This window comes from uncultured Rummeliibacillus sp., from assembly GCF_934216135.1.
Lineage (GTDB): Bacteria > Bacillota > Bacilli > Bacillales_A > Planococcaceae > Rummeliibacillus.
The window spans coordinates 28,331-51,421 of the sequence record NZ_CAKQBI010000006.1 but is presented as its reverse complement, the minus strand read 5'-3'; the positions used below and the strand labels follow the sequence as shown (position 1 = coordinate 51,421).

Genomic DNA, 23,091 nt, shown 5'->3' with positions numbered 1-23,091 from the left:
TATCTCCCCCATTAACTAGCACAAGATTCACATTCTAATAATTCAACGGATGTAGAGCGAACATAGTAAGTTGTTTTGACGCCGCTATTCCATGCATTTAGATGAAGTGCTAGTAAGTCTTTCGCCTTTACTGTGTTTTGAACATATAAATTTAATGAAATTCCTTGGTCAACATGTCGAGCACGTGCTGCATTTTGTTTAATCGTCCAATTTTGATCGATGAAATAGGCCGATTTATAGTACCAAGTTGTTTTTTCATTTAAATCTGGAACAGTTACTGGGATTTTATAATCCTTTTTCTCTTCAGAATAACTTTTTTGGAAAATAGGATCGATACTTGCTGTACTTCCAGCAATTATAGATGTTGTAGAATTTGGTGCAACAGCCATTACATAGCCATTGCGCATTCCTTTTTGTGCTACCTTTTGTTTGAGGTCTGTCCATTTTTCATCAAGATAGCCACGACTTTCAAAGTAACTACCTGTATGCCAATCAGACCCTTCAAATAATGGATATGCACTTTTTTCTTCTGCAAGTTTCATAGAGGATTGAATTGTTAAATAGGCGATTTTCTCGTATAATTTATCCGCAAATTGGACTGCCTCTTCCGATTCCCAAGCAATACCTGAGACTGCTAATAGATGATGCCAACCGAATGTACCAAGACCAATACCTCTATAGCGTTCGTTTGTTAGTGCAGCTTGTTTTACAGGAATATTATTCAAATCAATAACATTATCGAGCATGCGAACTTGAATGGGAATTAGTCGTTCTAATACATTTGCTGGAACAGCTCTTCCTAAATTAATAGATGATAAATTACATACCACAAAATCTCCAGCTTTACGACGAGTAACAATGATATCATTTTCAAGCTCTACCGATTCAAATTCTGTAGGAGACATGTTTTGTGCAATTTCAGTACATAAGTTAGACGAGTAGATCATTCCTTTATGTTTGTTCGGATTTTTACGATTGACTTCATCACGATAGAACATAAATGGCACTCCTGTTTCTAACTGACTACGCATAATCCTTTTCATAATATCAATCGCAGGTACAACATCTCGAGATAATAGTGGATTATTAACACATGCTAAATAATTGTTACGGAATGACCCTTCTCCACGTTTTTCATCGTATGAATCCTCTAGGTCAAATCCCATTACTGTACGGACTTCATGTGGATCAAACAAATACCAGTCTTCACGATTCTCTACAGCTTCCATGAAAATATCAGGTAAACAGACACCAGTGAAAATATCATGTGCACGCATTCGTTCATCGCCGTTATTTAATTTCAAATCTAGGAATGAAAAAATATCCTTATGCCATACATCTAAGTAAATAGCAATGGCACCTTGGCGTTGTCCGAGTTGATCTACTGATACAGCTGTATTATTTAGTTGTTTGATCCATGGAATAACGCCGCTTGATGCCCCTTTGAATCCCTGAATAGATGATCCACGGCTACGAACCTTGCCCATGTACACACCTATACCGCCTCCAAATTTTGAAAGTGTTGCTACGTCTGTGTTAGAGTCATAAATACCTTGTAAACTATCATCTACAGTGTCGATAAAGCAACTTGATAGTTGGCCATGTGTTTTCCCTGCATTTGCTAATGTTGGCGTTGCTGTCGTCATATAAAGATTACTCATTGCCCAATAAGCTTCTTTTACTTTTTCAATTCTGTTCTCTTTTTCTTGTTGCATTAGGGTCATGGCAATAACCATCCAACGCTCTTGCGGTAATTCAATAGGTTTCTTATCAAAATCACGTGTGACGTAGCGATCCATCAACGTCTTTAACCCTATATAAGTAAATAATTGATCTCTCTTTGGTTCTAATTCTTTCGCTAATTGTTGTAATTCATCTTTTGAATAAGCATTCACTAAAATTGGGTTGTAGAGACCTTTCGCAACGAACTTATGAATATGTTCAGTGAACACTTTATACACATTCTCTATTGAAACTTGTCGGTTGTCAGCAGCTTCTTTATAAATTTCCATTAGTAAAAGACGTGCTGCAACAAATGTCCAATACGGTTCTTCTTCGTCTAAAAAGCTTAATGCGTCTAAAGCTAGTGCCTTTGTCCATTCATTTTCTGCGGCATTGGGATGTTTTTTTTCAAAACGTTCATGTTTGCGTCGTAATGGACTGATTTCTTCTTTACCAAATTCATCTTCCAAACGCTGCAATACTATTTCTTTTTCATCAATCATTGTTACCAATATTGTCGTCTCCTTTTATACAAATGATTTTATTAGTCAAAATAAAAAACGATCATCAGTCTTCTTCGACTAACGATCGCTCTAATTGAAATGGAAACAAATAAACCACAGCAAAAAACATACGAAATATGCTGTGAAATATGTACTTCCACTTCTCAACCCCCGAAGAAAGTGTTGTAACGAAAATACTGGTAGGTCTACTGGCTTGTGTTTCATCCAATTTGTCATCCTTCCCAAGCATTGCTCAGTGGTTATTTGACAATTGTCCACACTTACAGTTGCGGGGACAGCTTCGGCGTTGAACCGAATTCCCTTTTAAACCATTACTGGTACCAATCTTCGTTTCATACTATATATTGTGCTTTTGATATAAATACAATCTAACATATTGTGTTTACTTAATACAAGTCTATTTGCAAAATTAAAGAAAAAGCACGACAAACTTATTCTATATTTTGTCAAACAAAATACACCAACCTATTTTAATGCATAGAATAAGGACATTTAAAAAAAATAAAAAAGCTACCCAATTCATGTACTTAAAACGAATTGGATAGTTATTTTACTATTTTATCAATCTTCATAATCTTTCTCTAAACTTAAAACTTCACCTGTTTGAGCATCAATTTCAAGTTCATATTCATAAGTACCATCTTTAATCTCTACTTCATAAACTCCATCTTCTAAATCAATTTTAGTAACAGTTCCTTTTACTTTTGATAACGCAATTTGAGAAGCTTGTTGTGACGTAATATAAGATGAATTATTATTAGTAGTAACGTTATCAACTTTTTCTTGTTCTTGCTTAATAATCTCACCTGTCTGAGCATTTATATCAAAATCATATCCATACCCATTCGAGATTACTGATACTTCATATACACCATCTTCTTGGTCATAGGTTGCAGATGAGATAGTTCCAGAAACTTTCGATAGTGCGATTTGTTTTGCCTTTTCCACACCAATCAGTGCTGTGGAATCACTTAACGAATTGTATTCTACGGCTTCTTTTTGCTGTTTAAGAATTTCACCTGATGTAGCATCAATTTCAAGTTCATATTCATATTTTCCGTTTCTTACTTTGACTTCATAAACACCATCTTCACTATCTAAGTTAGACGTTATGATTGAGCCACCACCAACTGCATTAAGGGCAACTTCTTCAGCATTTCCAATACTTAAGCCAGCATTTGATAATGTTGAATTATTCGATTGTTGATCGATAATTCTTCCTGTTTCCGCATCAATATGAAGTTCATATGTTTTGGCATTCTTTTTAACATGAACTATATATATTCCTTTACTTGGATGATATTGAGCTGTTTGAACAACACCATCAACAGAACTTAAAGCAATTTGTTTTGCTTTACTCAAACTAATCGCTCGATCACTTTTAGAAGAAAATTTTGTTTTTTCTTTTTTTAAAATCTTCCCTGTATATGCGTCGATATCAAATTCATATTCGTATTTTCCTTTAATAATTTCTATTTCATATACACTATCTTCTTTATCAAATTTTGCCTTTTGAATCGTTCCCTTAACAGATTTAAGGGCTATTTGTTTTGCTTTTTCTAGACCTATAAATTTATTACCAAGTGTTGTCGTATAATATTCGGTTGATTTTTTTAAAAGTTCACCTGTTTTGGCGTCTAATTTCAGCTCATATTTTGCTTTGGGTCCTTTAACTTCTACTTCATAAACAGGTCCCATATTTTCATGGTCTAGCTCCACCTTATATACTTTTCCTTTTACATAACTTAGAGCCTTCTTAGAAATTTCTTGAGACGATAAAATGTCTTGTTTTGCCGAATATTTTGCTGCTACTCCAACTACTCCTGATATTACTAAAGAACCTGTAATTGCTAATGCAATGATTGTCTTTTTCATCATTTCCGCCTCCTTTTGTTACATTTACTATATACAACTAAAATGAAAATACTGATAGAGTAACATTAGATTTTGGTGAGAAAATTAATCATTCGTAATTGACATTACTTTCCCTGATACACCGTGTATTTGAAAAGTTTTGTTTATACCTTTTTTCTCTATTTTGACTAAATAATATCCACCACTGCTTGTCTCATAGTAAGTGGTATTTTGAATCGTACCATTCAATTTCTTTATAGCAATCTGCTGTGCTTCTTTTTTACTTATAGCAGTATTTTTAGCATTCAAATTAACACGAGTCTCAGATAAAATTTCACCTGTAATCGCGTCTACAATAATATTCAGTTTTTTGGATTGAGCAGTGACTTGAATTTGATACACCATTTCATTTTGCCATGTATTTAAAAGCTCACTCTCAATTCTTCCATTATAATGATTTTTTATAACTCGATTAACTTCCTGTTTAGACAAAATATCTTCCTTTTTTAAACCATCTAGATCTGTTCTTTTCATCTGAAGTACTTTGCCGTCTTTCGCTCTCACTTCAATATGATAGTTCGCCCCATTTTTTGATAATTCCATTGCATACTCATCACCATTGTTTTTAAAGGAGACAATTTCTCCACCATACATCGTTTCAATACTTTTATAAACTTCCTCAGTAGATTTTCTATTTTCAGTAGACTCATGATTCCACATTAAACAAACACTGAAAATCGCCGCAATAGCTAATATAATAATTGTTAGGAGTGACAAATGTTTAACTTTTCTCATTTGGTACCTCCTTTTGTTCATTAAAAGTCAATATCATGGTGGTACCTACCCCTACTGTACTTTCTACTGATATGCTGATATTTAACTGGTCAGCAATTTCTTTGGCAATAGCAAGGCCTAAGCCAGTCCCACCTGTTTTGCGATTTCGATCTTCACTTATTCGATAGAATCTTTCAAAAAGATGTGGAATATGCTCTTCGGCAATCCCATCCCCATAATCCTGAATTTTAATAATGTAAGGTTCTTCAGATAAATGTACATGTATTTCGTCATTACTATAACGTCTTGCATTTTCAAGGAAAATAAATAAGAGTTGCTTCATCTTCTGATGATCTGTATTTACCAACATAGGTCCTTTTCCATAAAGATAAAATTCTCTTTTATAAGTTTGACGCATTTGTTGTAATGTCTGTTGTAATAATTGATATATATCAATCTGTTCCTTTTTTAAAGGTGCATTTTCTTTATTTTTTGCAAGTTCAAGCATTTGTTGAATCATTTCTGTCATACGAATAGATTCACTTAATATAGCCTCTACTGATTCTTCCGCTACCTTTTTATTATCAAATCCCCGACGTTTAAGAAGTCTTGCATAACTTTCAATCACTGTAAGTGGTGTTTTTAATTCATGCGAAGCATTGGAAACAAATTGCTCTTGCTTACGGTAATTTTGTTCAAGCTGTGACATCATATTGTTAAACGTTGAACTCATTTCCCCTAATTCATCTTTTCCTTGCTTACGTATAACAATTTTCTCAAATGTTCCTGATTGACTACTTCTTTTCATAGTAGCTGTTAATCTTTGAATTGGTAGGAGTACTATTTTAGCAAGCGTCATACTTGAAAGCATGACGAAAATCGTGGCTATAATAGTCATTCCACTCAGTACCAGTCTTAATAGCGAAAGTGTTCTCGCTACATTTTTCATTGATTGCATAATTTGAACATATACAACAGAACCGTCTTTCCAAACAACTGGTACATTAAGAGAGAGAATGGCTATACCTTTGTATTCTTCAACTTGATAGCTCTTTGTGTTCAGTTGCGGTTTATAGGATTCGATACCTTCCATAGATTGAACAGCTACTAGTTGCTTTCCTTTTTGGTCAATAATTCGAATAGCTCCATTAGTAGGTATATAAGCTCGTAAAATTGTCGCCGGATCATTAATGCCGCTAGTTTGACTAATAGAAGTCACAAGTTCCTGCGATTCCTCTAACAGTTGTCTATACTCTGTATCATAAGCCATTTTCTCATACATAAAGTAGATGCCGACAGTCATAATTACTAGAATAATAAGCATTAAAATTGTCGAGAATATATGAATTTTCGATTTAAGTTTCATGTGTCTTTTCCTTTAGAACATAACCCACACCACGTACTGTGTGTATGAGCGGATTGTTAGTCCCTTTGTCTATTTTCTGGCGTACATATCGAATGTATACATCTACTACATTTGTATCTCCATAGTAGTCATATCCCCACACCCTATCTAGTATTTGCTCACGCGTTAAAACTTGTTTTGGATGTTTGAGTAAATACAATAACAATTCAAATTCTCGCGGAGTTAAATCGATTGATAGTCCGTCTTTATTTACTTCTCTTGTTTTTTCATGCATTGAAAGTCCACCATATTCATGAAAATAGATATCTTTTTTTATGTCCTTAACATCGTTTTTTTGTTTTTCTCTTTGAAATCTTAGTGCTACTCGAATTCTTGCCAATAATTCTTCAATTTCAAAAGGTTTTGTAATATAATCATTTGCCCCGAGATCTAATCCTGTCACTTTATCTTCGAGTTCATCCTTTGCAGTTAACATAATGATTGGTGTTGAGTATTCTGTAGCTCTTATTCTTTTTAAGACATCAATCCCACTTATAACGGGTAACATGATGTCTAACAAGATTAGATCCCATTGTTGTTCTCTGTATAATATAAGTCCATCTGAACCTGTATAAGCAATACCCGTTTCATACCCTTCAAACTCTAATTCTAATTGTAGGACACGCGCTATTTTCTCTTCATCTTCTATAATTAAAATTCGTTCTGCCAAATTCTTCACCTACCATTTACTGTGATGAACTTTTAAATAATTTAGATTTCCATATTTAAAAGTTTTACTTTTATCGTAGCATGTTTTTATGAAAATATAATGAGAATAAACCGGCAATTGATAAAGATGATAATCTTATTCTTTATAATAAACAAAAATAAAAGGACTGTCCTATAAGTAGAAAACTTACAGGGCAGACCCTTCTTTCAATAAAAAATATCCGTTATAATGTATTACTCCTGCGGTAGTCAAATCTAAACTCCACTATCCGCATCCCTTTTACATAAATACGAAGAATGATAGTACAATGGCTAATACAATACGATAGATTGCAAATGGCACTAATTTTACTTTTGAAATAAGTTTCAAGAAGAATTTAATAGAGATTAATGCAAAGATAAATGCACTTATAAATCCTACAACATAGAAACCCATGTCCCCAAAGTTAATCTCATCCCAGTGTTTTAAAAGTGAAATACCACTAGCACCCGCCATAATTGGAACAGCCATGATAAATGTAAAATCTGATGCTGTTCGGTGATCTAATCCTAATAATACACCGCCAGAAATTGTAGCACCTGAGCGTGAAAATCCTGGCCATAATGATAGACATTGTACAAGTCCTACTTTAAAAGCTTGGACATAAGAGAGATCATCAAGTGAAGTTACTTTAGGTCTTTTTGGTCCAAATTTATCTGCTACAATCATCAAAATCGCACCTACAAATAATCCAATGATTACTGTTTTAATCCCAAATAAATAACTATCGATATAATCTTCTAATAATACCCCTAATACACCAGCAGGAATAATCCCCATAATAACATGCAATAAATTAAATCTGTGATGTGGTTTCTGTCCTTCAAGATGATATAAACCTATCAAACTTAACATTCGTTTCCACATGACAACTACAACAGCTAGGATGGACCCTAACTGAATAACAATTTTAAAAGTATTGGCAGAAGATTCTCCTAAAAACTCTTTTGTTTTTAACCACATGTCATCCACAATAATCATATGACCTGTAGATGATACTGGAGCAAATTCTGTCATTCCTTCTACAAATCCTAAAATAATGGATTTTAATAGCTCTAAAAAGTCCATAGTATCTCCTTAATTATTTTTTATTTTACTTTGTTGAATGATTACCTTTCATTACAAACAAAACTATCATAACATATGAAAAGAAAAAGCAAACTTAAAGTTTCATTAATGATTAGTCCACTAACTCAACATCTACAACCCACATTTCACTTCTACTATTCGTACGAATAGGTGGACCCCAAAAGCCAAAACCTGATGAAACAATAATATGAGTAGATTTTTTCAAAAGATAGCCATAATCTAGTTCGAATAGTTTACGAGTAATCCATTGATTCGGCCACATTTGTCCCAAATGGGTATGTCCAGAGAGATGCACGTCTACTCCAAGATTTACAGGTGTTTCTAAATCCGAAGGTGTGTGATCCATCACTATCCAAGGAAATTGGTCATCCACAGCTTTAGATAATTGCTCTAAAGATTTACGATCCTTATTTGTTTTATCTTCTCTTCCAGTTACATAAAACGTATTTGCTACACAAATTGTTTCATCTTGTAGAATTTTTACGCCTGATTTTTCCATCTCATCTATAAATAGCGGAATCTGTTTGCCATAATATTCATGGTTTCCTAGTACACCATAAATACCATATGTAGCTTTTAATGTCTTCATGACTTCATCCATCTGATATGCCTTATACCAATATGGATGATCGTCTACGATATCTCCTACAAGAAATACAATATCCGGCTTTGCAGCATTTGAACGTGAAACAAACTTTTGTAATAGTCTCTTATTCGATAAGATTCCAAGATGAAAATCAGAAGCAATCACTATACGATATTTTTTTCTTTCATTGCTATACTTTCTAATCTGAATTGTCTTTGTACGTATTATCGGTGAGTATGCCATGTATGATCCAAATATAATGATTAAAGCAAAAATGCTAAATATTACATACCCTACCCAAATCATATGAAATGAGGGGAAAAACCATAACAATAAATTAGCGATTGGAAATAATAATAATCCATATTCCATTACAATCAGCCAATAGCAACTTACTACTTTTGTAATTCGAAACTGCTCATTGATATTGCTAAGAATAATACTATAAGCCATATAAAGCCAGATAGCTGAAAATACCAGTGGATTACTTACATGAAAAGCACCGTGCAACCAATGGTAAACATTCCAACCAAGATAAAAGACAACTACATTATATAAAATGAAAAATATAGAAACTGCCATTATTTTCTTCATTATTGAATATATTCTCCTTTAATATCATATGTAAGTATTTTACATTTAATGGATAGAAAAATACAAACAATAACTAGTCTTAGATTGGCTCAGCCTCTAGACTTAGATAAAAATCAATTTCCAGACCGTTTAGAGAAATTCAATTTCCTCTTATGATAGAAATACAAACGAAGGGAGAGGAAATAACCAATGAAAAAATTTGGTTTATTGATCATCGGTATTATAGCAGCCATCACAATTCTAAGCTCTTTAGGAGCTTTATCAGGACTAGCCATTTCAGCAGCTATTCTTTATGCAGGAGTGCACTTCTATTTGAAAAGTAACTCCACATTCGCAAAAGTTGTGTGGGCACTCGTTGCTATTGCTGGTTTATTGACAGCAACTGCAAATATTCCAGGATTTATCGGCTTAGCAGCAATTGCTATCTTGTGGTACATCGTACACAAATGGGGCAGTTCTTCTAGCGAATCATTTGTTGCACCAAAATCAGAGGATCCATTTACAAACTTTGAAAATCAATGGAACGAATTATCTAAATAATTGGAGGGACCAACATGGTGAACTTACTACAACGTTTGAAATATACAATCGAGGCGGATTTGAATCGTCTATTTGACAAAAAAGAAGAAAAAAATCCAATTGCGATGTTAAACCAATACATTCGCGAAGCAGAAAAACAAACAGAAGAAACTGGGAAATGGCTAGAAAGACAAGGAGCTTTAAAACAAAAGCTTGAAAAAGAACTTGAAGTTGCAAATGAAATGCATAACAAACGTAAAGCTCAATTAGAATTAGCAAAGCTAAGTGGTGAACAAGACTTAATCGGTTTTGCAGAACAAGAAATGGCTGCCTATGAACAACGCAGTATCATTATAAAAACAAGTATAGATAAAACAACCGAAGAGTTATTTGGGCTAGAACGCAAATATGAAGAAATGAAACATAAGATTAAAGATATGAAACTCCGTCAACTACAACTAATGGGAAAGGAGAATGTCGTTCGAGCACATAACCAAATGGACCATATCCTTCATCCAGAAACAACAGGCTCTATTAACGATAGACTTGATACATTTGAAGAAATGGAAAATTACATTGATCGTCTTGGTCAAAAAATTGATCAGCAACATGAAATTACTTCTATGGAAGAACGTTTAGCTCAACTTGAGAAAAAAATGACAAAAAAAGAAACTCTTGAATCACCACAATAACTAGACTTCTAGAGGACTACCGTTATACTTAAAAAGAGAAGGGAAACCTTCTCTTTTTTCCCTTATATGTAATGAAACTCCCATCAGTTAGGTCAGTCTTACATCAGATTATGCGAAATGTTTAAAGGAGGGACATCTATGACGCAGTTTTCAACGAACAAACTCACAATGCTAACTCTTATTGCATTCCTGCTTATTTTTACGGAATCAACCTTTTTTGAAAACGGCAGCATTATGTTTGTTGTTCTTGGTGCATTTTTCATTTATATAAGTATGCGCAAAAGACGAAAATGGCTTTTTTGGTCTGGCGTCATATGTATAGCGATTGCACTCACATCTATGTGGAGTCTACGTATCATTGTTGTAGCCACATTATTGTATGTGTTATGGAAGATGAAAAAAGGCGACCCTGTCCATATATCATTTTCTAAGCCAGTTACACAACAATCTGTTACGAAACCTATTAAAAATAAACTTTTTTCATTTCAAAATACACCACTTCAATCTTACGAATGGCAAGATGTGCATATTCAAAGTTTTGTAGGTGATTTGTATATTGATACAACTCAAACTGTTTTGCCAAAAGGTACTTCCCTAATTTCTATTCGACAAGGATTTGGGAAAGTCAGGATTATTGTTCCATACGAAATCCCTGTTCGACTCCACTATAATACATTTGTTGGAGATGCTAAATGTTTCGGCAATGCTTATCCTAGAATTTGGAATGACACAATTACACTTCGAGATGGGTATGATTTAATAGAAGAGGCATCTACCGAACTAATCATCACCGTATCAACATTATTTGGAGATGTTGAGGTGATTCGTCAATGACAAAATTTCTAACTCGTACACTTACAACCTTGTTTTTTGAACTAATCTTATTAACAGCTATTTTCTTTCTTTTATATGGAAATACGTTATCTAAATGGGAAGGTCTTTGGGTATCACGCTACTGGAATCTACCAATTGTTGTTTTATTCATTTCTTTATGTTTACTATTTAGCGTTTGTATTGCTACTTGGAGTCTCCTTCTAACACATCAAAAAGAACAACAATTCGAATTAGCCTTACAAAATGCAGTGAAAAATGATAATCAGTCGCTTGAAACATTCGAGATTAATGCTAGCTTACAAAAATCATTAACTTCTACAAAAGAATTAATCAGTACGCAACGGAAAAGTTTACAAAAAATGACCAATGATAAAGCTGTCAATCAAGATCTCATTATTCAAGAACGCATTGTTCAAGAACGACAACGATTGGCGAGAGAACTACATGATTCTGTTTCCCAACAACTTTTTGCTGCATCTATGTTACTTTCAACAGTGAATGAAACAGTTTCAGCAGATTTGTCAGATGACACAAAAAGAACTCTACTTCAAACTGAACAAATCGTACAACAAGCACAACTTGAAATGAGAGCATTATTACTACACCTTCGTCCTGCAGCATTAAAAGACAAATCGATTTCAAAAGGTTTAGAAGACTTGCTTATTGAGTTACAGCAAAAAGTAACCTTTACGATTAAATACCGTCTTGAAGATGTACATCTCTCAAAAGGTGCCGAGGATCATTTATTCCGAATTGCTCAAGAAACTTTGTCTAATACATTAAGACATGCAAAAGCAACAGAACTAGAATTATTGCTTGTGGAGCGCAATGAACGTGTCATCTTCCGAGTACGTGATAATGGTATTGGCTTTGAAACGATTGATGAGAAAGCAGGCTCCTACGGTTTGCATAATATAGAAGAACGTGCTGTTGAAATTGGTGGTACCTGTAAAATTGTTTCTGTTCCATCACAAGGTACTGTCATTGAAATACAAATTCCAGTAGAAAAGGAGTTATTAAAAAATGATTCGAATTCTATTAGCTGATGATCACGAGATGGTACGCATTGGTGTTTCAGCATACTTACAAGCTCAGTCTGATATGACTGTTGTTGCTGAAGCTACAAATGGTCAAGAAGCCGTCGATTTATCTCTGCAACACCGTCCGGATGTCATTTTAATGGATATGGTTATGCCTATCATGTCTGGCTCCGAAGCAACAGAGGCTATTATAAAAGAATGGCCAGAAGCTAAAATAATGATTGTCACTAGTTTCTTGGATGATGATAAAGTCTACCCTGCTCTAGAAGCTGGTGCAATCAGTTACCTATTAAAAACAACAAATGCAAAACAAATTGCCGATGCTATCCGAAGTACTTATAATGGACAACCGATTTTAGAACCAGAAGTAACAAATAAAATGATGCAACGAATGCGCCATAAAGAAAAACCACTTCATGAAGATTTAACTGACCGAGAACAAGAAGTGCTTTTATTGATGGCTCAAGGAAAGACCAATCAGGATATTGCAGATGAACTATATATCGCTTTAAAAACTGTAAAAACTCATGTAAGTAATATCCTTTCAAAATTAGAAGTACAAGATCGTACTCAGGCTGTCGTTTATGCATTTAACCACCAACTTGTCCCTATTAAGTGAATTATACCTAATAGGGACTTCCTTTTCCCCGCTACTGCGGAAGCAAATAGGTAAATTACACCCTAATCAGCCGTCACTTTCCATACTATTTCCATTAAATAATAGATAATTCACAAAAATGTAAATTTACTAAGTAAAATAAACCTTTCAGCCGATTACAATTAGTTTAGAATCATGAAATAATTCTAAAAAAGGACAGACGTTAAGAGGGTTAAATCTACTTATGAAAAACATTGGAAATATAATAAAAAAGGAACGCATTAAGCAAAAGATCACACAAAAGGAATTAGCCAAAGATATTTGTTCCACCTCTTACCTAAGTAAAATAGAAAGCGGTAAGCAAATTCCTCAAGATGAAGTGAAACATGCACTCATCAACCGTTTGCAAATCAACTTAGAACATTACATCGATATCGATGAGGAACAGTTTTTAAAGGAAAATTATCCATTAATAAAAAATGCAATTATGAACAATGACCAAATACAAATAAAAAAGCTACTAGATTATTTTAAATCCATGAATCTAGAATTTAGTAATATTGAAAACTTCTATACATTTAATTTGAGATTACTGCGACTGTATTTAATGATTGATGAACCTATGGAAATGGAAAATGCCGTTTCGTTACTCAATGCCTTTAAAACAATGGAAGAAAGTCTAAACGATCGGCAGAAATTTTTCTATTATGAAAACTATTCTCTATACTGCATTAATACAAAACAATATCAATCTGCATTATCATACCTTGAAAAGGCCGGATTATTAATTTCAAAAATCCAACTTTCCGTGGGAGAAAAAGCAGATTATTATTACTTTCTTAGTACTGTTTACCATAAACTTCATCGAACATTAAATGCGATTGAATATGCAGAACAAGCTCTGAAATTATTTACAGAACTAAAATATCCCCAACAAATGGTGAATTGTTATATACGAATAGGTCTATCACATATTCAAAATGGACATTATCATTACGCATTAGACATTTTCGATAACTGCTACAATATATGTGCTGAAAATAATCTAAAAAAGAACTATGGTGTTATCTATCAAAATCTAGGATATATTTATGCATTAGAAGGCGATTCAAGGGGTGCGATTTCTTATTATAGAAAAAGCTTAGCCGTCAAAAAATGTCCTCTTCGAATACTTATTACCATCCATTCCATGGTAAAGGAATATTCAAAACTTAACAGCACCACAAGTGTAGAAACGTGGTGTCATAAAGGCCTCAATCTTATCAAGGATCACAAGATTGAGAAAGAAGCACAAGAATACGTTTACCATTTTCACATTTATAAAATGCTCCATCAATTAAGTGATTTTGATGAAGCCCTTTTTGCAGAAGCAATTGATTTCTTTAATAATACTCAAAATTATAAAAATGTTCATAAATACGCCATTTTAGCTGGCTCATTATTAAGCAAACGAGAAGAATATAAAAAGGCTACTGAATATTATCAAAAAGCTACTGAAGCTATGTATGCGATGAAAAATATAAAAGCATGGGAAGATTTATCGTAAAATGAAGGGGCTTATCCATAATTGAATAGCCCCTACATTCGGTAATTTATAATAGAAAACTTAGCTACTGATAGCCCTCTTCTAACTAACTAATGGTACATTTACAACAACTTTAAACAAATCTCCGTCTACTGTAATCTCCATACTACCATGATGCAAATCTACGATTGATTGTGTGATAGCTAAACCTAAGCCTGAACCTTCAGTATGACGTGATGTATCAGCACGTTTAAAGCGCTCGTATAATTCCTCTACATTTTGATTGCCGAGTTCATATTTTGTAATGTTCTTGATGACAAATTGAGCATTTTGCTCAACTCTATCTAATGAAATATATACTCTTGTTCCTTCCATAGTATATTTCAAAGCATTAATAATGAGATTATCCAAAACTCTCCACCATTTTTGACCATCTACATAAGCCATCAATGGCTCATCAGTTATATGAACGCGAAATGTCATATCAGCTTTTTCCATATCCTCTTCTAATTCACCAAGTGCTTGTTGCAATAATTGATTTAAGTTTACTTTTTCCTTTTGTAATTCAAGATTACCAGATGCCATTTTCGATACTTCAAACAAATCTTCTATCAACGTTTTTAAGCGCTGCGATTTCTTATCTAAAATGGCAATATAACTATTACGCTCATCCTCCGTCAAATCAGGATTTTTCAACAAATCTGTATAGGTAATGATTGAGGTAAGAGGTGTTCTTAAATCATGACTAACATTTGTAATCAGTTCTGTTTTTAAACGTTCACTTTTCGCTTGCTCTGTTATAGAAGTTCGAACCCCTTCACGTAAACGATTTAAATGGCTTGCATGTTTACCAAAAGCGGATTTACCTCTAACTTTAATCTCACTATTTAGACGACCTTCAACCATTTCCTCTGTTTGCTTCATAATTTTGTTTAAATAACTTACTCTTCTTAAAAAGACAATCATAGCTGGTAAGGCAATCGTGAAGAATAATATGAAGTAAATCGGCACTAATTCATATGCAGTTATTGCTCCAGCTAATCCGATTCCCGCTAAAAAGACAATAACTAGTAGCGCAATCGCTTGTAAGCCTATGCTCATCGATAAAAATAAATTTTTCAAATCATCTATGACATGTAGTGTAAAAGAACTTCGATATGCTTTTAATCGTTTTTCTTCTGTATTCATATCTTCAATTATTAGCAGCAATTGCATAACTACAAACCATACTAATAAATAAAAAATGATTGTACCCAATACGAATTCGATTAAGTTGGAAAGACTTCCCCCAAAAAGGGGTATATTAATAAAACGACTCAACAACCCGGATATTTCAATAATGATTACGTTTCCTGTGATAAATAAGCATAGCGCACGAACATCAATCGGCCATCTTCTTATCGTACGTAGTAAAAAATGGTTGTCGTTTTTTTCAACATGAAATGGTTTGATCCAAAACAATACGATAATCGATAGTAACCCTAAAACCCATATTATTCCTAATACTATTTGACGAAATTTAAAATTCTTATATTCCTGATAAGAGCTTGAATTTAAAAACGCATTTTTATCAACATGAATTTCACCTAAATATTGATGAAAATTTCTTTGTGCAGTATTTGTAATATCATACGATATATCCGGAGAATCACTTTCTGCTGCATTCCAATTTTCATCATCAATAGAATCTTCAGTACTAATTGTTTCTGTTTTTAATATTTTCTTTTGTCCATCGTATTTTTGTATATATATAGCTGTATTGTTCAAGTTCCCAACACTAAAGGTGTCCCCTGTTGACACCTCTTTTAGTTTATAGGTGAAATAATCATATTGTTTTAAAAAATCTTGTTTCCGATTTTCTAAATCACTCACATACCTATCAATTTTCTTTTCTTTTATTTTAATAATTTTATCTCGGACATAATCATCATCTTCAAAGTTTTTTGTAATATCTTGAATCTTCTTATCCCTATCTTTGATTAATGCATTTTTTACTGAGGTAACCTTTGAATCTTTCGCTTCATCAATTTTATCTTGATATTGCTCGTTAATATTTGTAATTTGTTCACTTAAAGTGCCATTATAATTGCGATATTCCTCTATCTCTTTATCTGATACCTTAATATTACTTTTTTCCTCATCAGCATCTAAAGGATTTAATACGAGAGGGCCTAATTGGTCTGTAAAATTTTGATATTCAGATTGAAAAAATTCAGATTCAAAAAAGTTTTTCATCAAATATTGATGACCGTACTCTAATAGCGTATATACACTGATTAATATCATACAGATTAGAGAAAGTAAGACGGTATTTTGAAATTTCTTCATATTATACTCCTCCAATCACACGTGTAAGCTGCCCAAATGTTCTACTAAAGTTAAAATCGATGAAATGGAAAATAAACGTTAAACAATATAATAGGCTACAAATTGCAATGACTAATGCAATAAGTGACCAAATGAGCGTACTATGCTTTTTCAATTTTGTAACCAATTCCCCATACCACCTTTAAATATCTCGGATTTTTAGGATCTACCTCGATTTTCTCTCTAATTTTACGGATATGTACCGCAACTATATTTTCAGCATTGTAAGCTGGCTCATTCCATACGCGTTCATAAATATCTGGAATAGAGAAAACCCGTCCGGCATTTGTTAACAATAATTCTGTAATGTTATATTCTATCTTCGTTAACTTGATCGGTTCACCATCTAATAAGACTTCTTTTGCATTAGTATCTAACGCCAAGCCTCCTACAATGACTTTTCCTTGCTGATCATTGTTGTAGGTTCCCAATTTAACATAACGTCGCAATTGCGACTTTACACGCGCTAAAAGTTCTAATGGATGGAAAGGCTTTGTTACATAGTCATCTGCTCCAACTGATAGTCCATGGATTTTGTCTGTATCTTCAACCTTGGCACTAAGCATAATGATTGGAATATTACGTTCTTCTCGTATCTTAAATGTTGTTTGAATTCCATCAAGTTTCGGCATCATAATATCTAAAATGATTAAATGTACTTCATGCTCCATTAATAATTCAAGTGCTTCTAAACCATTCGCTGCCTTTAATACGTTGTATCCGTCATTTTTCAAATAGATTTCAATACCATCCCGTATATCTTGGTCATCATCTGTTACTAAAATTGTATAAGGCTTCAATTTTAACACCTCATTCCGCTGTTTTTCTTTATAGAATTTATTTTACAAACTAAATCTTAAAAAGTAGTCATCATAAAAATGAAGAAATTCTTAAGACTTTATCTTCTGTTAAAAATGTTTGCATAGTACCTACTTTCAGAAAGGATTACAGCTGATTAGACAAATATGTATAGTACAAACTGAAACTGTACACTTGTAGTCCCTTTTCCTAAAATTAAATTTTAAATTTTTTCCATAATTATTCTACCTTCTCCAATTTATCATATATTCAGAAAGTTGAGGTTACTATTTTCTTTTATTATAATAAGGCCAAGGGGGCCTAACATTATGTACAAAACGGTTGCAGAAACAGCAAAGGATATCTCTATGCCTGAATATCAAGTAATGCGTTATGTGTTGGAAGGCCGCATTCGTTCTGTTCATGATGGTGAACAGTTTTTAATCAGTAGTGATCAATTTGATCGTTACTTCGAGCAGCTTCAACAGATTAAGGAAGAAATTGAGATATGGAAAAATACGCCGATTCCTGAAGATATTGATATTAAAGACGAAGACTAATTTAATATAGGATTGGTTTAAATGACCTTTAAAATGAAAAGCCACGAAAATTTTACTGATTGTAAAATTTCCGTGGCTTTGTTATTACTTAACCTCGTAGCCGTTATTCGCTATTCCCCACAATATATGTAGATTAGATTTATGAATAATGATAAAACGAGTTAATAACTTAAATTGTAACTGTTGCTGGTGATTTCACTAACATGTCTGCATAATCTTCCACCATTACACTCGCTGTAGGGAACATACCTGCACCTGGACCTACAAGTGTAAGTGTACCAATATAGTTTGTATCAAACGCAACTGCATTATTAACACCTTCAATATTATATAACGGATGTTCTGGTCCTACTAATTGAAGTCCTACTGTTGCAATAATTTCACCAGTTGTCTCATCACGACGAACATCTCCAACATGTCTGTAACGCAAACCTTTTTCTTTTGCTTCCTCAACTTGTTCAGCTGTTATTTCCGTAATACCTACAATATCTACATCATCCCAATTAGGTTGTTCACCAAATGCTAATGCACTTAAAATCATAAGTTTGCGGAATGGATCTTGACCCGAGATATCATTATATGGGTCAGCTTCTGCATAGCCTAAACGTTGTGCATCTTGTAACGCTTCATCGAATGGTAATCCTTCACTGCGCATTTGAGTAAGGATATAGTTTGAAGTGCCGTTTAAAATCCCTTGAATATGACTTACTTCGTTCACCCGAAGGATATTTTGCATTGTCTTAATAACTGGTACTCCACCAGCTACAGTCGCTTCATAACCAACTTGAACGCCGTATTTTTTCGCTTTCTCTTGTAAAGCTAAACCGTATTTAGAAAACATTACTTTGTTCGCAGTAATAATATTGCATCCTTTTTCAATCGCCTTTGATAAATATCTATAAGCTGGCTCTTCTCCAACAATTGCCTCAAAAACCACTTCTAAATCTGGAATTGCTAAGATATCCTCAAATTTATCTGTTAATAATTCTTTTGGAGCATGTGAACGCGGCTTATTCACATTACTTACAAGAATTTTAACAATCTCAATATCTACTCCTAAAGTATCTTTGAATTGCTTTCGTTTTTCATTTACTATACGAAAAATACCTTGACCAACTGTACCGAAACCAAGAATCGCTACCTTCACTGTTGTCATATCATTCGCCTCCAAATTTCTCTTCTTTATATTGTGAAATACATATGTTCACTTCATACGCATTCAATTTGTGATTTATCTATCATTAACATGTGACCTATACATGTAAAGAAATCTTTAAATACTGAACTTAAAGTTGATTTTAGCTCACATACGGACAGATTACAAGAAAAATCTTTCTGAGAAGGACAATTGTTTTTTCTGAGAGGTCATGAAAACCGCTTACATCATTGATTTTATCGAATTTTTAGATTATTTTTAAAAAGCCAATTTATATAAGAGAAAAAGAGTGAACGTGTTTAACGCATCACTCTTTAAACTTTTGCTTCCCGAATCCAGTTTTATTTTGCCTCTTCAGGTTTACCGACTTTCGCAAATGCGGCCTCTAGTGCTTCTATTATATCTTCCGCAGCTTCTAAACCAATTGACAGACGAACTAATTCTTCCGGAACACCAGATTTTTTCAATTCTTCTGGACTTAATTGTTGGTGTGTTGTAGAAGCAGGATGAATGATTAGAGAACGAGCATCCCCAACATTCGCCACGTGGCAGAATAATTCAATGTTATCAATAAGCTGACGACCAGCACTTCGTCCACCTTTAATACCAAAAGTAAGGACAGATCCAAAACCATTTTTCAAGTATTTTTTAGCATTTGCAGCAAATTCGCTATCATCAAATCCATTGTAATGCACCCATTCTACTTGGTCATTTTGACGAAGATATTCTGCCACTTTTCTTGCATTTTCATTATGATATGGAACTCTTAAATGTAAAGTTTCTAATCCTTGGAGTAAATTAAACGCAGCGTCAGGGCTAAGTGTTGGTCCAAAATCTCGTAATAATTGAACGCGTAAACGAGTTGCAAATGCTGCATTTGCTGTATCAACACCGTAACGTAAACCATGATAAGATTCATCTGGCTCTGTATAATCAGGGAATTTACCACGTGTCCAATCAAATTTACCGGCATCTACTACTACCCCAGCAATAGTTGTACCATGACCGCCTATCCATTTTGTTGCAGAGTGAACAACAACATCTGCACCAAATTCAATTGGATTGCAACCTACAGGTGAAGCAAATGTATTATCAATGATTAATGGAATTTCATGTTTGTGTGCAATTTTTGCTAATGCTTCAATATCTACGATTGAAAGACTTGGGTTTCCAATGGTTTCAGCATAGATAGCTTTTGTATTATCTTGAATAGCTGCTTCAAACTCATCATTATTTTTTTCGTTGACAAATGTTGTTGTAATACCATAACGAGGTAACGTGTTCGCAAATAGATTATAAGTTCCTCCATAAATACTAGATGCGGATACAATATGATCACCTGCACGTGCGATGTTCAATATTGAAAATGCGATAGCTGCCATCCCTGAAGATAAAGCAACTGCTGCTGTACCTCCCTCAAGTAATGCAATTCGTTTTTCAAATACATCTACAGTAGGGTTCATAATACGAGAATAGATATTGCCTGGTTCTTCTAATGCAAATAATTTACGTGCATGTTCAGAATCTTTGAATTTATATGCAGTTGTTCGGTATACAGGTACTGCAATAGCTCCTGTTGTTGGATCTGGTGTTTGACCACCATGAACTGCTAAAGTCTCTTTACGTAATTCTGTCATTTTAAATTCCTCCTAAAAATTTTTTAGATGGAAAACGGAGGTGTGTTAAAGGGTTTTTATAAAGTCATTATTCCAATGCTTATAAAAAATAAAAACCCTTCTTCACGTAAGAAGAGGGTTGATTAGCATTTCCTCCCCTTATCTTTCAGACTCGCTTAGAATCTGTAGGAATTAGCACCGTAGCAAGTATTCATAAACTTACTGGTTGCTGGGCATCGCAGGGCCTATCCCTCCGCCGCTCTTGATAAAGGTTATTTTTTTATTCCATCTTGTTGAGGTAAGTATAGAAGATAAATAGAATAAAAGTCAACAACTTTCTGAATAATTAATCATTTTGAAAGGGATTTATTTCTTGTATTATATTTTTTGTAAGAATCACTAGTACAATATTTTCCTATCTTTTTAATCTTACTTCATAAGATAAACGTGTACTTTACAAATAAAGTATTTCATAAATTTTCCTTTTTTCGACATATATATGCACATTATATCAATAAGCACAGCCTTATAATGGAGATAAAGGAAAGGAATGATAATTATGGAGGAAGTTAAAAAGAAAAAGAATTTAAAACCTCTATGGATAGGACTTGCTTTTGCTGTATTAATAATCATGACATTTTGGCCAAACAGCGGAAATTTACCCGTAGCTGGTCAAAGGAGTTTAGCAATTCTTGGATTTGCCGTTATTTTATGGGTTACAGAAGCTGTTTCTTATCCAGTAAGTGCAGCCATGATTATAGCAATTACTGGAATATCAATCGGATTAGCACCCACTCTTGAAGATCCTTCACTAGAGTATGGTACAGCTAATGCTTTGAAAATGGCTTTAGGTGGTTTTAGCAATTCTGCCGTCGCATTAGTGGCTGCTGCTCTTTTCTTAGCTGCTGCCATGCAAGCAACAAATTTACATAAGCGACTTGCCTTATGGATTTTATCCCTGGTCGGTACAAAAACTAAAAATATCGTATTTGGAGCAATCATCGTTTCGATTATATTAGCATTTTTCGTACCAAGTGCCACAGCTCGGGCAGGAGCAGTTGTGCCCATCTTACTAGGTATGGTCGCTGCATTCGGCCTACCAAAAGATAGTAAACTAGCTGCATTATTAGTCATAACTTCTGTACAAGCTGTATCTATTTGGAATGTTGGCATTAAGACAGCTGCTGCGCAAAATATGGTCGCATTGAGTTTTATCAATAAAGAATTTAATACGGATATTTCCTGGAGCCAATGGTTTATATACGCAGCACCATTCTCAATTATTATGTCCATCGTGCTATTCTTTGTAATGATTAATCTGATTAAACCTGAAACTCAAAAAATTGAAGGCGGCAAAGAATTGATTGAATCCCAGTTAAAAGAACTAGGACCTGTCAAATCCGCTGAAATTCGTCTAATTATTATTTCTTTAATTTTATTATTCTTCTGGGCTACTGAAGGAAAGCTACACCCATTTGATACGACAACTGTTACAATTATTGCTATCGCAGTATTATTAGCCCCCAAAATTGGTGTCTTTGATTGGAAACAAGTAGAAGGTCTTATTCCATGGGGTACTATTATTGTATTTGCAGTAGGTATCTCACTCGGTACAATATTACTTGATACACAAGGTGCTCAATGGCTTTCTACTAAAGTATTCGGTTCACTCGGCTTAGAACATATGCCAATTTTAGCAACAATTGCTTTAGTGTCATTATTTAATATTCTAATTCACCTTGGTTTCGCAAGTGCAACCAGTCTATCTTCAGCATTAATTCCAATTTTTATTGCACTAACAACAACTATTGATTTTAATATTAATAATGTAGGATTTGTAATCATCCAACAGTTTGTTATTAGTTTTGGCTTCTTACTACCTGTAAGTGCACCTCAAAATATGCTTGCTTACGGTACCGGAGCCTTTACTGTCAAAGATTTCTTAAAATCAGGTATCCCAATTACTATTGCAGGGTATTTGCTCATTTTAATATTTAGTGCAACCTACTGGAAATGGATTGGTTTGCTTTAAAACTTACAATTAGTGAAATGGCGAAGAGTATTAAAACCTCTTCGCCATTTGTTTCAGTAGTAACTTTCTATAAAATCCCGTATAGTGAAAATGATAC

20 protein-coding genes and 2 riboswitches are annotated in these 23,091 nt (G+C 33.8%); of the genes, 8 read left to right on the top strand and 12 right to left on the bottom strand.

Annotation, left to right across the window (positions count from 1 at the left end; translation table 11 throughout):
- Window positions 1-11: 11 nt before the first annotated feature.
- From Q0977_RS05640 to Q0977_RS05610, 7 genes are all read right to left on the bottom strand, one after another.
- A complete protein-coding gene (locus tag Q0977_RS05640; protein WP_299511462.1) occupies window positions 12-2,225 on the bottom strand; it encodes a ribonucleoside-diphosphate reductase subunit alpha in 2,214 nt (737 codons plus the stop codon).
- Between the two features lie 181 nt (window positions 2,226-2,406).
- A riboswitch (cobalamin riboswitch) is annotated at window positions 2,407-2,586 on the bottom strand.
- 221 nt (window positions 2,587-2,807) lie between these two features.
- The gene (locus tag Q0977_RS05635; protein WP_158582294.1) at window positions 2,808-4,121 is read right to left on the bottom strand and encodes a PepSY domain-containing protein; all 1,314 of its coding nucleotides are present in this window, start codon (window positions 4,119-4,121) and stop codon (window positions 2,808-2,810) included.
- 84 nt (window positions 4,122-4,205) lie between these two features.
- Window positions 4,206-4,895 (bottom strand): PepSY domain-containing protein, encoded by a 690-nt coding sequence (locus tag Q0977_RS05630; RefSeq protein ID WP_164489565.1) that lies wholly within the window; start codon window positions 4,893-4,895, stop codon window positions 4,206-4,208.
- A complete protein-coding gene (locus Q0977_RS05625) occupies window positions 4,882-6,240 on the bottom strand; it encodes a HAMP domain-containing histidine kinase (protein WP_119413969.1) in 1,359 nt (452 codons plus the stop codon). Before Q0977_RS05625 ends, Q0977_RS05630 begins: the two co-directional genes overlap by 14 nt.
- Window positions 6,230-6,949 (bottom strand): response regulator transcription factor, encoded by a 720-nt coding sequence (locus tag Q0977_RS05620; protein WP_299511258.1) that lies wholly within the window; start codon window positions 6,947-6,949, stop codon window positions 6,230-6,232. The genes Q0977_RS05625 and Q0977_RS05620 overlap by 11 nt, the downstream gene beginning before the upstream one ends.
- 279 nt (window positions 6,950-7,228) lie before the next feature.
- Complete coding sequence (locus tag Q0977_RS05615; protein WP_119413967.1) at window positions 7,229-8,056, bottom strand: undecaprenyl-diphosphate phosphatase; 828 nt, start codon at window positions 8,054-8,056, stop codon at window positions 7,229-7,231.
- A gap of 112 nt (window positions 8,057-8,168) precedes the next feature.
- A complete protein-coding gene (locus Q0977_RS05610; RefSeq protein ID WP_119413966.1) occupies window positions 8,169-9,257 on the bottom strand; it encodes a metallophosphoesterase in 1,089 nt (362 codons plus the stop codon).
- Between the two features lie 189 nt (window positions 9,258-9,446).
- Here Q0977_RS05610 and Q0977_RS05605 point away from each other — a divergent pair, with 189 nt between their 5' ends.
- The 6 genes from Q0977_RS05605 to Q0977_RS05580 all read left to right on the top strand — a co-directional run bounded on the left by Q0977_RS05605 (window position 9,447) and on the right by Q0977_RS05580 (window position 14,486).
- Entirely contained in the window at window positions 9,447-9,797 is a 351-nt protein-coding gene (locus Q0977_RS05605) for an ABC transporter permease (RefSeq protein WP_119413965.1), read from the top strand.
- A gap of 14 nt (window positions 9,798-9,811) precedes the next feature.
- Entirely contained in the window at window positions 9,812-10,468 is a 657-nt protein-coding gene (locus Q0977_RS05600) for a PspA/IM30 family protein (protein WP_119413964.1), read from the top strand.
- A 138-nt stretch (window positions 10,469-10,606) separates the two neighbouring features.
- Complete coding sequence (gene liaF, locus Q0977_RS05595) at window positions 10,607-11,302, top strand: cell wall-active antibiotics response protein LiaF (RefSeq protein ID WP_119413963.1); 696 nt, start codon at window positions 10,607-10,609, stop codon at window positions 11,300-11,302.
- Window positions 11,299-12,348: a sensor histidine kinase gene (locus Q0977_RS05590; RefSeq protein WP_119413962.1), complete on the top strand. Its 1,050-nt coding sequence runs from the start codon at window positions 11,299-11,301 to the stop codon at window positions 12,346-12,348. Before liaF ends, Q0977_RS05590 begins: the two co-directional genes overlap by 4 nt.
- Window positions 12,326-12,961: a response regulator transcription factor gene (locus Q0977_RS05585; RefSeq protein WP_119413961.1), complete on the top strand. Its 636-nt coding sequence runs from the start codon at window positions 12,326-12,328 to the stop codon at window positions 12,959-12,961. The genes Q0977_RS05590 and Q0977_RS05585 overlap by 23 nt, the downstream gene beginning before the upstream one ends.
- Before the next feature lie 223 nt (window positions 12,962-13,184).
- Window positions 13,185-14,486 (top strand): helix-turn-helix domain-containing protein, encoded by a 1,302-nt coding sequence (locus Q0977_RS05580; RefSeq protein ID WP_124218206.1) that lies wholly within the window; start codon window positions 13,185-13,187, stop codon window positions 14,484-14,486.
- A gap of 81 nt (window positions 14,487-14,567) precedes the next feature.
- Here the strand turns inward: Q0977_RS05580 and Q0977_RS05575 are convergent, their stop codons facing one another.
- The 3 genes from Q0977_RS05575 to Q0977_RS05565 are packed head-to-tail and all read right to left on the bottom strand — an operon-like array spanning window position 14,568 to window position 17,632.
- The gene (locus tag Q0977_RS05575; RefSeq protein WP_299511244.1) at window positions 14,568-16,793 is read right to left on the bottom strand and encodes a histidine kinase dimerization/phospho-acceptor domain-containing protein; all 2,226 of its coding nucleotides are present in this window, start codon (window positions 16,791-16,793) and stop codon (window positions 14,568-14,570) included.
- A gap of 1 nt (window position 16,794) precedes the next feature.
- Window positions 16,795-16,959: a hypothetical protein gene (locus Q0977_RS05570; RefSeq protein WP_158582358.1), complete on the bottom strand. Its 165-nt coding sequence runs from the start codon at window positions 16,957-16,959 to the stop codon at window positions 16,795-16,797.
- Complete coding sequence (locus tag Q0977_RS05565; protein WP_119415958.1) at window positions 16,934-17,632, bottom strand: response regulator transcription factor; 699 nt, start codon at window positions 17,630-17,632, stop codon at window positions 16,934-16,936. Before Q0977_RS05565 ends, Q0977_RS05570 begins: the two co-directional genes overlap by 26 nt.
- Before the next feature lie 327 nt (window positions 17,633-17,959).
- Between Q0977_RS05565 and Q0977_RS05560 the strand changes: the two genes are divergently transcribed.
- Window positions 17,960-18,190, top strand: coding sequence for a DNA-binding protein (locus Q0977_RS05560; RefSeq protein ID WP_119415957.1), 231 nt, complete (start codon window positions 17,960-17,962; stop codon window positions 18,188-18,190).
- A 169-nt stretch (window positions 18,191-18,359) separates the two neighbouring features.
- On the opposite strand, the gene Q0977_RS05555 is transcribed toward Q0977_RS05560, so the two are convergent.
- The gene (locus tag Q0977_RS05555; protein ID WP_124218205.1) at window positions 18,360-19,346 is read right to left on the bottom strand and encodes a homoserine dehydrogenase; all 987 of its coding nucleotides are present in this window, start codon (window positions 19,344-19,346) and stop codon (window positions 18,360-18,362) included.
- Between the two features lie 341 nt (window positions 19,347-19,687).
- Entirely contained in the window at window positions 19,688-20,983 is a 1,296-nt protein-coding gene (locus Q0977_RS05550) for an O-acetylhomoserine aminocarboxypropyltransferase/cysteine synthase family protein (RefSeq protein WP_119415955.1), read from the bottom strand.
- Window positions 20,984-21,118: 135 nt separating this feature from the next.
- A riboswitch (SAM riboswitch) is annotated at window positions 21,119-21,234 on the bottom strand.
- A 287-nt stretch (window positions 21,235-21,521) separates the two neighbouring features.
- Between Q0977_RS05550 and Q0977_RS05545 the strand changes: the two genes are divergently transcribed.
- On the top strand, window positions 21,522-22,994 hold the full coding sequence (locus Q0977_RS05545) for a DASS family sodium-coupled anion symporter (protein WP_119415964.1): 1,473 nt from the start codon (window positions 21,522-21,524) through the stop codon (window positions 22,992-22,994).
- Window positions 22,995-23,091: the final 97 nt, after the last annotated feature.